Origin of the sequence: Huijunlia imazamoxiresistens (assembly GCF_037132455.1) — a bacterium.
In the GTDB taxonomy this organism is placed as follows: domain Bacteria; phylum Bacteroidota; class Bacteroidia; order Chitinophagales; family Chitinophagaceae; genus Flavisolibacter; species Flavisolibacter imazamoxiresistens.
Genome location: NZ_JBBBEI010000001.1, coordinates 18,963 through 32,393, shown reverse-complemented (window position 1 = coordinate 32,393; position 13,431 = coordinate 18,963). Strand labels below are relative to the sequence as shown.

Genomic DNA, 13,431 nt, shown 5'->3' with positions numbered 1-13,431 from the left:
GGTTTTCTGTTTTATTGGATGTATTAGCCCCGGAAGGCGGACAAAGGGCGTTCTTTTTCGATCAGGCGGCGCAGCAGCGTCACCTGGTTGCGAGCCCGCACCAGGTTATGGCCGGGATAGCGGGCGCCGTAGTAACTATCCTTATTCAGGTGGTCGGTGAGGAAGCGGAGCGCCTGCATAAAGACCATGAACTTGCCGGAAAAGAACAGGTGGGCCTTTTCCTCCGGGGCCAGTTCGTCCTTCATGTGGCTGCAGTAGCCCGCGATGATGGCCTGGTACACCTCGTCGCGCACTTCGATGCGGTCGAAGTCCTGCTCTTCTTCGCTTACGGGTGACAGGTAGGTCCGCATCATGTCGCCCACATCGCTGAAAAAGTAGCCCGGCATCACCGTGTCCAGGTCCACCACGCACAGGCCCTTGCCCGCCGCATCGAAGAGCACGTTGCTGATCTTGGTGTCGTGGTGGGTCACCCGCAGGCGGAAGGCATTATGGGTGCGCAGGCGTTCGAATTGGCGGACCAGGGCGGACAGGGAGACCAGGTAGCTGATCTCGTCGCGGGATTCGGCCAGGCGTTCGCCGTCGCTGTTTTCCACAGCCGTTACCAACTGGCGGAACCGCAGCGACAGGTCGTGGAAGTGGGGCAGGGTAGGCTGCAGGCGCCGCACGTCAAAGCCCGACAGCAGGCGGGTGAACTGGCCAAACTGGGCGGCGGCTTCAAAGGCCGGCTCCGGCCCTTCCACTACCGTGCGGGCCTGCGCGCCGGGTACAAAGGCAAACAGCCGGAAATAGCCTTCGTCCTCGACCTGTACCAGGTCGCGGCCATCGGGGGTCCGCAGGGGCGCCGGGAACAGGTAGCCGGGGTGGTGCCGCTCCAGGTAACCGGCTACCGCCCGGATATTATCGGCGATGTGGTCGGGATAAGGGAATACGTTTTGGTTGACCCGTTGCAGGATATAGTCGGCGCCGGCATGGCGCAGTTTCCAGGTATGGTTGATCAGGCCGCTACCAAAGGGCACGGCTTCCGTTTCTGCTGCTTTAAATCCATAAGCCGACAATACAGCGGTGGACATAAGTGTTAGGAGTTTTCGTTGGGTAAAATGCGTTAAAAAATCGGGGTCCCGTATGGGAACGCCTGAAGGGCGCCGGGCCGGCAGGACGTTGTTTTTAGAATGGGGCCTGCTTCCGGAACCGCCCCACAATATTAGCACGGGAATCCGGATGATGCATGTGCAAACGAGTGCACAAAAAACCCCGGAACGCTTACAGAAAGCTGCTTTGGTGCATCACCAGCGTGGCGGGCACTTCTTCCTGGTAAAACACCTCCTGCACCGGCTGGCCGGACGCTTTTTCCGCCAGGATGCGGATCATCAGCTCCATGGCCTTTTCACCCTGGCCGTAGGGATACTGCTCCATCGACACCAGGGGCGGGTGGGCGGTATAGGCGGTGATGGGCAGGTTGGCATAGCTGACGAAGGCCAGGTCGCGGTTGATGGCGATGCCCTGCTGGGCGGCGTACTGAACGGCGTCCATATGCACGTAATCGTTAAACGAAATGAGGGCATTGGGGCGTTGCTTCAGCGAGAGCAGGCGGTGCACCGCCTCGCGGGTACCCTCCTTCGACAGGTCGGTATTCTGCACCAGCTGCATGTCCACCTTCAGCTTTTTACGCGAAATGCCTTCGATATACCCCTTTAGCCGCTCCTTGCTGGCCGGCAGCTTGTCCGGGCCGTTGAGCAGGGCGATGCGCCGCAGCCCCCGGCCGAACAGCCAGTTGATCAGGTCCACCGTTCCCTGGAATAAATTGCAGTACACCTTATGCGCCTTTTCAAAGGGCGGCACCCGGTCGAAATACACCACGGGGATCGCCCGCTGTTCCAGCGTTTGGAGGTGGTCGAACTGGTGGGTGTGCTTCGAAAGCGAGATGATCAGGCCGTCGATGCGCTGCTTGCGCATGGCGTCCACCACCTTTTTCTCGCGCCCGGGGTCGTCAAAGCTCTGGCCGAACAGGATGGTGTATTCGTGCGCCATGGCGGCGGTTTCGATGCCGCTGATGGCTTCGGAAAAAAACTCTTCCCGGATGTAGGGCAGGATCACGCCGATGACGTAGGTTTTTTTCTGCTTGAAAAAGATGGCCTGGGCATTGGGCTCGTACTGCAGCTCCTGCGCCAGCTCCTTCACCCGCTGCTTCGTGCGCAGCCCGATGCGGGGGTGGTCGCTCAGCGCCCGCGAAACCGTGGAAACCGATACGTTCAGCCTGCGGGCGATTTCCTTGATGGTCGGCAGCTTCTGGTCCATGGCAGTCCGTTTATGTACGTGCAAAGTGATGATTTTTTTAAATGAAATCAGGCAAAGCGCAGGCTTCCAAAGAATTCCGGCCGGTGAAAATCCGGCGCTTCGGTACGAATCGGGCTCCAGGCCACGAAATGCGGCCGGGGCAGGTGGTCGCCGCACTTGTAAAAGTTGGCCCGTACCGCCCGCCCGCCCAACGCCTCCAGGGGGTGGCGGGTAAACACTTCCAGGGGCAGGGCCACCGTCAGCTCCCAGCGGATCCCTTCGCCGGCGGCCCCGTTGCGGAGGAGCGCCTGGTAGCGGATCCGGGCCAGCACTTCTTCGGGCAGGGCTTCCCGCTCCGTCTTCGAGGGCCCGAAACCCGCCAGGCAGGTGCCGATGCAGTTGAACTCGAAGTTGTAGTAGCCGCCCTCGTCGAAGGCGATAAAGAACTCCACGCAGGAATCCTGGTACACCGGCGCATTGGGTTGGCTGTGCACCGCCCGGATGCAGGCTTCGGTGACCACATATTTGATGAAGATACAATCGCCCGAATGCCCCAGGGAAAACGCCACCTCCGGCTGGTAGGGAAAGGCCGGCCAGGGCCGTTCGGCCAGGGCATGGCGGCCGGTCCCGTCGAGGCAGGCCGCCACCCGGTCCATTTCGTCGGGGTAGGATAGCTGGTCGAAAAAAGTGACGTTCAGCTCTTTCATTGTTTTTGTAATTCAGTTGGTTGGTAAAAATAACCTGCCGGCGAACCGGCAGGCGTTCCTCATGGCAATTAGTAGTGCCAGCGCACGAAGGCTTCCATCGCCTCGTATTCCGCCAGGCCCAACTTGTTGTACAGGTCGGCCGTGGCCTTGTTGCGGTCCTCGGCCCGCTGCCAGAACTCGCGGCTGTCGCTGCCCTGGAACACCACGCCGTCTTTCTGCGACTGGTGCTTGAAGATGCCGTGGCGCTTTTTCAGCACCTGGTCGGGGCTCATGGGCACGGCCATTTCAATGAGGTCGATCTCCCATTCGGCCCAGGCGCCTTTGTACAGCCACAGCCAGCAATCCTGCATGAATGCTTTTCCTTTGAGGCGCTTCATGGCTTCGAAGATGCCGTCCAGGCACACCTTGTGGGTGCCGTGCGGGTCGGCCAGGTCGCCGGCGGCATACACCTGGTGCGGTTGCACCCGCTCGATCAGCTCCATGATGCGGGCGATATCCTCCTCGCCGATGGGCTTTTTCTCGATGGTGCCGGTCTCGTAGAAGGGCAGGTCCATGTGGTGCACCTGCGCCCCGGGCACGCCCACGAACCGGCAGGTATTGCGGGCCTCGCCGCGGCGGATGAGGCCTTTTACCCAGCGCAGGGCTTCGGTATCCTTTTCCCCGTTCTTTTTTTGCAGCAGGAACGCCCGGGCATCCTGGTAAATAGCGTCGGCCTCGGGGCTGTGGATGCCGAAGCGGCGGTTGTAGTCCTGCACGAACTCGATAAAGCGGAAGGCTTCGTCATCGGCCACGGCGATGTTGCCGGAGGTCTGGTAGGCCACGTGCACTTCGTGGCCCTGGTCCACCAGGCGCTGGAAGGTGCCGCCCATGGAAATGATGTCGTCGTCGGGGTGCGGGCTGAAGAGCAGCACCCGCTTGCGGGCGGGGGTGGCCCGTTCGGGGCGCAGGGTATCGTCGGCGCCGGGTTTGCCGCCGGGCCAGCCGGTGATGGTCTGCTGCAGCCAGTTGAATACCTCGATGTTGATGTCGTAGGCCTTGCCGTAGAGTGCCAGCAGGTCGCTCAGGCCGTTCTCGTTATAGTCGTTGTTGGTCAGCTTCAGGATGGGTTTGCCGGTGGCCAGCGCCAGGTGGGTCACGGCCTTTTTGATCATGTGGCGGTTCCACACCACTTCGTCGGTGAGCCAGGGGGTTTTGCAGCGGGTGAGGGCGGCGGCGGCGGCCTGGTCGAGCACGAATTCCACGTTGCCGTGGCCCTGCAGGTAGGAAGCCGGCACGAATTCGGTTACGGGTCCTTCCACGGCCTGCTTGATGATGCCGGCCTTGCGTTCGCCCCAGGCCAGCAATACGATGCGTTTGGCCTTCAGGATGGTGCCCACCCCCATGGTGATGGCCTTGCGGGGCACGTTGGCCATGCCGCCGAACTCGTAGGCCGCGTCGAAGCGGGTGATAGGGTCGAGGGTGATCAGGCGGGTGGGGGAACCGACGTGCGAGCCGGGTTCGTTGAAGCCGATATGGCCGTTGCGGCCGATGCCCAGCAGCTGGAAGTCGAGGCCGCCATAAGACTCGATGCGGCGGTCGTACTCCTCGCCCTGCAGCTTCACCAGCTCCTGGGGGCAGTCGCCGGAAGGAATGAAACAGTTCGCGGGGGGAATGTCGATATGGCAAAACAGGTTTTCGTCCATGAACCGCTTATAGCTTTGCAGGGCGCCCGGGGCGATGGGGTAATATTCGTCGAGGTTGAAGGCCACGACGTTGTGAAAGCTCAAATTTTCTTCGCGGTGCATGCGGATCAGCTCGGCATAGACCTTTTTGGGCGTGGAGCCGGTAGCCAGGCCCAGCACGGCCGGGGCGCCTGCGGCCTGTCTGGCGCGGATGAGGCGGGCCATTTCTTCGGCCACCGCCCGGCAGGCCTGCTGCTCCGAGGCATGGATGCTGGTGGGGATCTTTTCGTAGGATACCAGCTTACTGGGTATCAGGACTTCGGTGATCATAACAGGAATTTTTGAGGAGAGGTTGGGATTGACTTCCCAAACTTAGGCCGCAAAACGGTGCGGAAACCGTGCAAACGGTTGTGCATTTTTGCCCCGGTGCTCCCGGAAATTCGTGCAATCGTTTGTGCGCCCCCGGCGGAAAAAGGGACGAAACTCCGCCCTACCTTGTGCCGAAAATCAACGGCTCCATTATGAAAGTACCCCCGAAAAACAACAACTACGCGATCGTGATCATCGGGATCCTGTTCTTTGTGTTTGGCTTTGTCACCTGGCTGAACGGTACCCTGATCCCCTTCCTGAAGCTGGCCTGCCAGCTGGAAAACGACATCCAGGCCATCCTGGTGACCTTTGCCTTTTACATGGCCTATTTCTTCCTGGCCCTGCCCTCTTCGCTTATTTTACAAAAAACCGGCTTCCGCAACGGCATGGCCCTCGGCCTGCTGGTGATGGCCGCCGGCTCGCTGGTCTTCATCCCCGCCGCCAACGCCCGCAGCTTCGGCCTGTTCCTCACCGGCCTGTTCGTGCAGGGCGCCGGGCTGGCCCTGCTGCAAACGGCCAGCAACCCCTATATCTCTATCATCGGCCCCCTGGAAAGCGCCGCCCGCCGCATCAGCCTCATGGGCATCTGCAGCAAGATCGCCGGCATCCTCAGCCCCATCGTGCTGGGCGTGCTGGTGCTGAAAGGCGCCGGCGCCGTGCAGGACCAGTTGGCCGCCGCCACGGCGCCGCAGGCAAAAGAAGCGCTGCTGCAGCAGCTGGCCTCCCGGGTAGTCCCTCCTTATGTAGTCATGGCGGTGGTATTGCTGCTGCTGGCCCTGATGATCCAACGGTCGTCGCTGCCGGAAATTGAACTGGAAAAAGAAGAAACCGCCCCGGCGGCCGCCGCGGGAAAAACCAGCGTGTTGCAGTTTCCGCACCTGGTGCTGGGCGTGCTCTGCCTGTTTTTATACGTGGGCGTGGAAGTGCTGGCGGGCGACGCCATCGGCGTGTACGGCAAGGAGCTGGGCATGCCGCTGGACCAGACGAAATATTTCACCTCCTTTACGCTGGTGGCCATGCTGGCCGGCTATGTGGGGGGCATTTTCGCCATCCCCCGCTACCTGTCGCAGCCGGCGGCCCTGGCCCTGTCGGCCGTGCTGGGCCTGGCGTTCAGCCTGGGCGTTTATTTCAGCGAAGGCTATACCGCCATCACCTTCATTGCCCTGCTGGGACTGGCCAACGCCCTGATGTGGCCCGCCATTTTCCCGCTGGCCATCAGCGGCCTGGGAAGGTTTACCAAAACCGGCTCGGCCCTGCTGGTGATGGGCATTGCCGGCGGCGCCCTGCTGCCCCTGCTTTATACCGCTTTGAAGGACAAGGGCATTTTTTCCAACCAGGCCTCCTTCCAGCTGTGCCTGCTGCCCTGCTACGGGTACATCCTGTACTATGCCCTCAAAGGCCATGCGGCCGGCAAGGCGGCCCCGGCCGGGGCTCAACCGCAAACCAAACCCGTTTATTCATCCCTTTCTTCTTAATCCTTTATGTCATTGATCAAAAGCATCTCCGGCATCCGGGGCACCATCGGGGGCCGGCCGGGCGAGAACCTTACCCCCCTGGACATCGTAAAATTCACAGCGGCCTATGCCACCTGGCTGCAGGAAAAGCACCAAGGCCGCAAAGTGGTCATCGGCCGCGACGGCCGCATCAGCGGCAGCCTGGTGAGCCAGCTCACCGCCAGCACCCTGCTGGCCATGGGCATCGATGTGGTTGATGCCGGCCTGTCCACCACCCCCACCGTGGAAATGGCGGTGGTATGGGAAGCGGCCAACGGCGGCATCATCCTGACCGCCAGCCATAACCCGGCCCAGTGGAACGCCCTGAAACTGCTGAACGGCAAGGGCGAGTTCCTCAGCGCCGAAGACGGCGCCTATATCCTGGAAAAAGCCCGGCAGGAAAATTTCGACTTCGCCCCCGTCACCCGGCTGGGCCGTTATAGCGCCAACGGCGGCTATATCCGCCGGCATATCGACAGCCTGCTGCAGTATCCCCTGGTGGACACCGCCGCTATCCGGCAAAAGGCCTTTACGGTGGTGGTGGATGCCGTGAACTCCACCGGCGCCCTGGCCCTGCCGCCCCTGCTGAAAGCCCTGGGCGTGGCCAACGTGGTCGTCATCAACGAAGCCATCACCGGCCAGTTCGCCCATGACCCCGAGCCCCTGCCCCAGCACCTGGAGCAGCTGTGCTCGGCCGTAAGCCGGCACGGCGCCCACCTGGGCATCGCCGTGGACCCCGACGTGGACCGCCTGTGCTTTGTGTGCGAGGACGGCAGCCTCTTTGGCGAAGAGTACACGCTGGTGGCCGTGGCCGACTACATCCTGGGGCACCGCCCGGGCAACACGGTCAGCAACCTGAGCAGCACCCGCGCCCTGAAGGACGTTACCCTCCGCCATGGAGGCGCTTATTTTGCCTCGGCGGTGGGCGAGGTGAACGTGGTGCAAAAAATGAAGGAAGTGCAGGCCGTCATCGGCGGCGAAGGCAACGGCGGCATCATCGTGCCCGACCTGCACTACGGCCGCGACGCCCTGGCAGGCACCGCCCTTTTTCTCAGCGCCCTGGCCCGGGAGGGCGGCTCCCTTTCCGCTTTCCGGCAAAAATTCCCCGGCTATTTCATGGCGAAGAAAAAACTGGAGCTGTCCCCGGATACGAACGTGCCCCAATTGCTGGCCGCCCTGGAAGCGCACTACGGGGACGTACCCCGCAACACCGCCGACGGCCTGAAAATCGACCTGCCCGGCAGCTGGATCCACCTGCGCAGCTCCAATACCGAGCCCATCATCCGGGTCTATACCGAAGCTCCTTCGGCGGAAGAAGCGGAAGCCCTGGCCCATCACGCCTTGGAGCAGGTAAGGCAGCTCCCTCAAAGGAGCCAATTGCCCTAGGTGAACCTGAAAAAACCATGGGCAAAGGCGGAAGCGCTAGGCACACTGGCGTTTGGAGGGCAGGTACCGGTCGAAAACTTCCAGGAGAATACTTTCCAGCAGGGAAAGGGAACAGGGCTTTTCGAAAAACAGTTCCATGCCGGCGGCATAGGCCTGGGAAACGACGGGTTCCAGGCGGGAAGTACTCCACATAATTACGGGAATGTGCCGGTACAGCGGGTGGGCTTTCAACTGCTGCACGCTTTCCAGGCCGCTGCCCAGGCCTAACCACGGGTCAATAACGATCAGGTCAGGCAGTTGCGCCTGCAGGGCCGCGAACAGTTGGTCACTATGGGTAATGTTGATCAGCCGGGTGGTAAGAGCGACCTGGCCCAGCGCTTCTTCAAAAAACAACTGGTCGTCCCGGTCATCTTCCAGCAATAAAATGTAGGATGGTTTATTTTCGGAGAACATAACAAAAGGTTTTGAATGAACGGGAACCGGTGGGCTCCCTAGGGTGCAAGTTCGTATGCCGCTGCTTCCGGCCGGGGTACGGAATAGCCGAATTATGGGGCTCATATTGGTACGGGCTGAAATATACAGCTGTCCCCCTTAACCCCCACCTGCTTGTACCGCTTATATCCTTTTCCTTCGGCCGGAATAAAGTTGCGTGCAGGCACATGAAAAAGGCCCCCTGTAAAAACAGGCGGCCTCAACCTTTACTTATCTACTTATGTAACGATGCGGGTTGCAGGTTTTTTCGCAGGATATGGGTAACAGGATCAGTAGCATAGGACCAGGTGTACCGTTAGGGGTTCAGGTGCAGGATTTGGCGACGGAGCAGCTTTACGCCCGTTGCAGCTGAGGCTCCAGGTAACGGTCCAGAATGCCGACGATAATCTCTTCCAATTGGGAAATGGACCAGGGCTTTTCGATAAACAATTCCAGCCCGGCGGCATAGGCCTTGGTCACCAGGGGCTCGGTGCAGGAGGTACTCCACAGGATGATTGGGATATTCCGGTATAAGGGATGGGCTTTTAATTGGCGGATGCATTCCAGGCTGCTGCCGGTCAACAGGTGGGCCTCCATAATGATCAGGTCCACCCGCTGCGCCTGCACGGCCGGGAACAACTCCCGGGCATGGGCAAGGCTGGTCAGTTGCACCCCGGAAGCGACATGCAGGAACGCTTCCTGCAGAAACTGGCGGTCATCGAAGTCCTGGTCCAGGATCATAACATTGGCATAAGTGGTATGGGTAAACATGGCTGTAGATTTAAGGGTGAGTGCACAACCGGATGTTCCCGGTTTGTAGGTGCAAGGTCGACTGCTCCCCTTTGGGGACAGGGTACGCTACAGCCGAAATAAGGGGCCCAAATCGGTACAAGGGAAAAGAAACAATTGTCCCCCCTTCTTCATACCGGTTTGAACCCCTTATTATTTTTTTACCGTGTATTTATCCGAAAATACCCGGCGGTACTTGGCGATGTAATCCGAAGGATTCATCCCGAACAGCTTACAAAACTGTTTGCGGAAGTATTTCATTTCCAAAAAACCGACCGACCGGGCCGCTTCGCTGATGTTCATCCCGGTGGTGATCAGGAGTTCGGCGGCCTTGCGCAGGCGGATGAAGCGGATAAAGGAGGAAACGGACTGGCCGGAAACGGATTTGACCTTTTTATAGAGGGCGGAATGGCTCATGCCCATTTCGGTCATCAGCGTTTTGACGCTGAACTCCTCGTCATCCAGGTGGCGCTCCACCGTTTCGATGCATTGTTCCAAAAACTCCCGGTACTCTTCCGGGATCTTCTGGTCGGTGCGGCTCATCGTGACCTCGTTCAAAAAGTATTGCTGCAGCGAGGTGCGGGCCTTCAGCAGGCTGGCGATGCGGGCCAGCAGGAAATCGCGGTCGAAGGGCTTGGCGACATAGGCATCGGCACCGCCTTCCACCCCCTTTAGCAGGGTTTCCGGTGCCGAATCGGCGGTCAGCAGGATCACCGGTATATGCTGCAGGGCCGGGTCTGCTTTGAGGGATTTGCAGAGGTCGATGCCCCGGTTACCTTCCAATTGCACCTCGGTCAGGACCAGGTCGGGCAACTGCTTCCGGGCCACAACCAGGCCTTCCTCTCCGCCGGCAGCCTCATAAAGGAGGTAGCGGTCCTGCAGCAGCCGCAGCAGGTATTTCCGCATTTCGGGATCGTCGTTCACCACCAGCAAGGTGGGCTTATCGGTGATCACGGAGTCCACGACCTCTTCGAGCGGAGCCGCCCCCGCCGCCGGGACCTCCTCCAGGTCCCCCTCTTCGAAGGCCAGCTCTTCCAGCAAGCCGGGCGCCATCGCCCCGGGCTCCCGCACCGTGCCCGGGTCGAAATGGGCCGTTCCCCGCAACAGCCGGAGCGTTATGGTGGTGCCGGTGCCTTCCCCGCTCCGGCAAGAAACGGAGCCTTTGTGCTGTTCGGTGAAATGCCGGACCAGGTAGAGGCCGATCCCCAGGCCCAGCGGGGCGCGGGCAACCCCCTCGGGCGCATGTAAATATTTTTCAAACAGGCGGTCGCCCACTTCCGGGGGAACGCCCGGACCGCTGTCCTGTATTTCGAGCACCACCTCCCGCTCCTGCCCGGTAATCCGCAGGGACACCGATCCGCCTTGGGGTGTAAAATGGAGCGCATTGGATAAGAGGTTGTACAAAATGATCTCCAGCTTTGCCGCATCGGCATAGATTTCCAGGGGTTGTTCCGAACAATCGAACTGGTAATCGATGTTCCGGGCCTGGGCCTGTTGTACAAAGCAGAGGTACACCTCGCGGCTCAACTGGCAGAGATCCAGGGGGGCGGCGGCCAGGCGGTCCAGGCCGGTTTCAGCCTTGCGGAACAGCTGCAGTTGTTCCACCAGGCTGAGCATGCGGCGGGCGTTGCGGTAGACCGTGGTGAGCTCGGCCCGCTCCCGGTCGCACCGTTGCTCCGGGTCCTGCTCCAGCAACGCCTTGACGGGGTTGGCGATCAGGGTCAGCGGCGTGCGAAACTCCTGGGAGATCTGGGTAAAGAAGGAAAATTGCTTTTCGCGGATTTCCTCTTCCTTTTCATAGCGAACCTTTTCGGTTTCCCGTTCGGCCTTTTCCCGGGCCAGCTCGGCTTCCTGCCGCCCCCGTTCCGCCTGCTCGGCAGCTGTGTGCAGCCGGGCTACTTTCACCTGGTATTGCAGCCGCAGCCGGGAGGCCCGGTACCCCAGGTACAGGAGCAGGACGACTCCGGCAAGCAGGATGTACAAGGCGTTCGCCCACCACGACCGGTACCAGGGCGGCACCACCTCCACCGGCAGGCGGATTTCCTCCGGGTTCCAGGAGCCGTTGGGCAGGGTGGCCCTGATGCGCAGCACATACTGGCCCGGGGCCAGGTTGGAAAAATGAGCCGTGCGCTCTCTGCCCGGGTCCGTCCATTCCTGCTGATGGCCTTCCAACCGGTAGGTGTACCGCACCCGTTGGGGAGAAGCAAAATTAAGCGCCGCAAAATCCACGGAAAGCACCGCTTCCCCGGCAGGCAGCCGGAGGGCTGCTACCTGGTCGCCCCGCACCCGGGCCACCAGCCGGTTCCCGGCCCATACCGGCTGGTTGTTGTAGCGCAGGCCGGTAATCAGCAGGGGGGCCTGGCTGTTATTAAGCCGCAGGCTGTCGGGCTGGAACAGGTTGAAGCCCCGGATGCCACCGAAGGCCAGCTCGCCGGAGCGCAGGCGCAGCGCCGCCCCATAACTGAACTGGTTGCTTTGCAGGCCGTCCTCCTGGTAAAAATTTTTAAAGGTGCCGCTGGCAGGGTCAAACAGGGAAAGCCCATAAAAGGTGCTGAGCCATAAGTCGCCGATGCCGTTTTCCAGGATCCTCAGCACGGAATTGTTACACAACCCGTTGGCGGTGGTATACTGCCGGTCGATCTTTCCATGCCGGCGGTCGAACCGCAGCAGGCCGCCGCCCTCCGTCCCCACCCAGAGGTTGCCTTTTTTATCTTCATAAATGTCCCGGACGGCGGTGCCGATTTCATAGTGGGTATGCCGGTAGGCGGAATCAATGCGGATCAGTGCGTGGCTGTTGCCGGCCCAGAGGGTACCGGAGCGGTCCCCGGCCAGGGTGAGCAGGTTGGAAAGGTCCGTTTGCCGGTTATAGAGTTCAAACCGGTGGAGGGCGCGGTTGAAGCGGTACAGCCGCCCCGGCCAGTAGGTGTTGGCCCAGAGGTTCTTTTCCCGGTCTTCGTACAGCAACCGTACGTTTTTGTCCGCCTCCCCGGTGGCCGGGTTGATGCAGGGGAAAGATTCAAAAGAACGGGTAGTCTCGTTGAAGCGGCTGACGTCGCCGCCGAAAGTAGTGACCCAGACCGCCCCCAGGTAATCCTGGCAGAGGCCGACCACCAGGTTGCTGCCCAGGGAACCGGGAATCCCCTCCTGGTGCTGGTAGTTGGAAAAAGTTTGGGCCGGGCGGTTCCAGATGCTGAGCCCCCCGCCATCGGTTCCGATCCACAACCGCCCCTGCCGGTCTTCCAGGAAGGCGGAGACAAAATTATGGACCAGGCTGTTGGCCTGGTGCGGGTTGTGGGCGATGGTCCGGAAAGGGGATGGAAAGGGGTCCAGGATGCGGAGGCCGCCTTTGAGGGTGCCGAACCACTTCCGGCCTTCTTTATCCTCAAAAATGCAGGTGAAGGTTTCCCGCCCGGGTTGCTGCCCGGGGAGGGCGGGCTCCAAATGGCGGAGCGCACCGGTGCGGGTATCCTGCACAAAGATGCCCTCGCCGGCCGTACCCATCCATAATTGGTGCTGCCGGTCCAGGCACAGGCTGAGCACATTATCGGACGCCGGTACCCCGGCGCTCCGCGGGAAGGCGGGCTGCAGGGTATTGGTAGCGATCCGGTACGTATACAGGCCGTTACGGGTACCGATCCAGACCGTTTCCTGCCCGTCCGTTTCCAGGTCCCAGGCTTCCGTCAGGGCCGAACTCACCAGGCGCAGCTGCCGGCTTCCAGGCTCATAGACGCATAACCCCAGCTGGCTGACCACCAGCCAGACCCGTTGCCGCCGGTCTACTTTCAGGGACCGGAAAAAATAGCTGGAGGTAAGTTTCCCATGCACCAGCACCGGCAACTGTTCGGCGACTTCCTTTCCCCGGTAGCGGACCAGCAGCCCGGCGCCGTTGGTGCCGATAAACAGGTTGCCCGATGTATCCGCGTCCAGGACCAGCACCTGCATACCTATCTTTTCGGGTCGCTGCCGGCCGGCGGGAATAAAATAAACCGGCCGGAAGCGGCCGCTCAGGTTGTGGTACACACCGAGGCCCTTGTCGGTGCCTGCCCACAGGTTTTGCTGCCGGTCCTCGTACAGGGCATACACATGATTATTCGGAAGAGAAAGCGAATCACCCGGCTCATTATAGAACAGCCGGAAGGAATACCCATCATAACGGCAAAGGCCGTTATAGGTGCCGAACCACAGGTAGCCGTTTCGGTCCTGAAGAATGCTGCGAACGGAATTGTTGGACAGGCCCTGCTCGATGCCCAGGTAGCGGATGCCGCCATCGGAAGCCGGCAA

General features: G+C 60.8%; 9 protein-coding genes. 2 read left to right on the top strand and 7 right to left on the bottom strand.

What is annotated here, in order from left to right; translation table 11 throughout:
• Positions 1-23: 23 nt before the first annotated feature.
• From V9K67_RS00120 to nagB, 4 genes are all read right to left on the bottom strand, one after another.
• Positions 24-1,070 carry a phosphotransferase enzyme family protein gene (locus V9K67_RS00120; RefSeq protein ID WP_336719174.1) on the bottom strand — a complete coding sequence of 349 codons (1,047 nt, stop codon included), beginning with the start codon at positions 1,068-1,070 and terminating at the stop codon, positions 24-26.
• Positions 1,071-1,260: 190 nt separating this feature from the next.
• Complete coding sequence (locus tag V9K67_RS00115; RefSeq protein ID WP_336719172.1) at positions 1,261-2,295, bottom strand: LacI family DNA-binding transcriptional regulator; 1,035 nt, start codon at positions 2,293-2,295, stop codon at positions 1,261-1,263.
• A gap of 47 nt (positions 2,296-2,342) precedes the next feature.
• Positions 2,343-2,981 (bottom strand): carbohydrate-binding family 9-like protein, encoded by a 639-nt coding sequence (locus tag V9K67_RS00110; RefSeq protein WP_336719168.1) that lies wholly within the window; start codon positions 2,979-2,981, stop codon positions 2,343-2,345.
• Positions 2,982-3,049: 68 nt separating this feature from the next.
• A complete protein-coding gene (gene nagB / locus V9K67_RS00105) occupies positions 3,050-4,972 on the bottom strand; it encodes a glucosamine-6-phosphate deaminase (protein ID WP_336719166.1) in 1,923 nt (640 codons plus the stop codon).
• Positions 4,973-5,163: 191 nt separating this feature from the next.
• On the opposite strand from nagB, the gene V9K67_RS00100 reads away from it, so the two are divergent.
• Positions 5,164-6,486 carry a sugar MFS transporter gene (locus V9K67_RS00100; RefSeq protein ID WP_336719164.1) on the top strand — a complete coding sequence of 441 codons (1,323 nt, stop codon included), beginning with the start codon at positions 5,164-5,166 and terminating at the stop codon, positions 6,484-6,486.
• Positions 6,487-6,492: 6 nt separating this feature from the next.
• On the top strand, positions 6,493-7,890 hold the full coding sequence (gene glmM / locus V9K67_RS00095) for a phosphoglucosamine mutase (RefSeq protein WP_336719162.1): 1,398 nt from the start codon (positions 6,493-6,495) through the stop codon (positions 7,888-7,890).
• A gap of 36 nt (positions 7,891-7,926) precedes the next feature.
• Here glmM and V9K67_RS00090 read toward each other — a convergent pair whose 3' ends face one another.
• The 3 genes from V9K67_RS00090 to V9K67_RS00080 form a co-directional block, all read right to left on the bottom strand.
• On the bottom strand, positions 7,927-8,343 hold the full coding sequence (locus tag V9K67_RS00090; RefSeq protein WP_336719159.1) for a response regulator: 417 nt from the start codon (positions 8,341-8,343) through the stop codon (positions 7,927-7,929).
• 372 nt (positions 8,344-8,715) lie between these two features.
• Positions 8,716-9,132, bottom strand: coding sequence for a response regulator (locus V9K67_RS00085; protein WP_336719157.1), 417 nt, complete (start codon positions 9,130-9,132; stop codon positions 8,716-8,718).
• 171 nt (positions 9,133-9,303) lie between these two features.
• Positions 9,304-13,431, bottom strand: coding sequence for a hybrid sensor histidine kinase/response regulator transcription factor (locus V9K67_RS00080; RefSeq protein WP_336719153.1), 4,128 nt, complete (start codon positions 13,429-13,431; stop codon positions 9,304-9,306).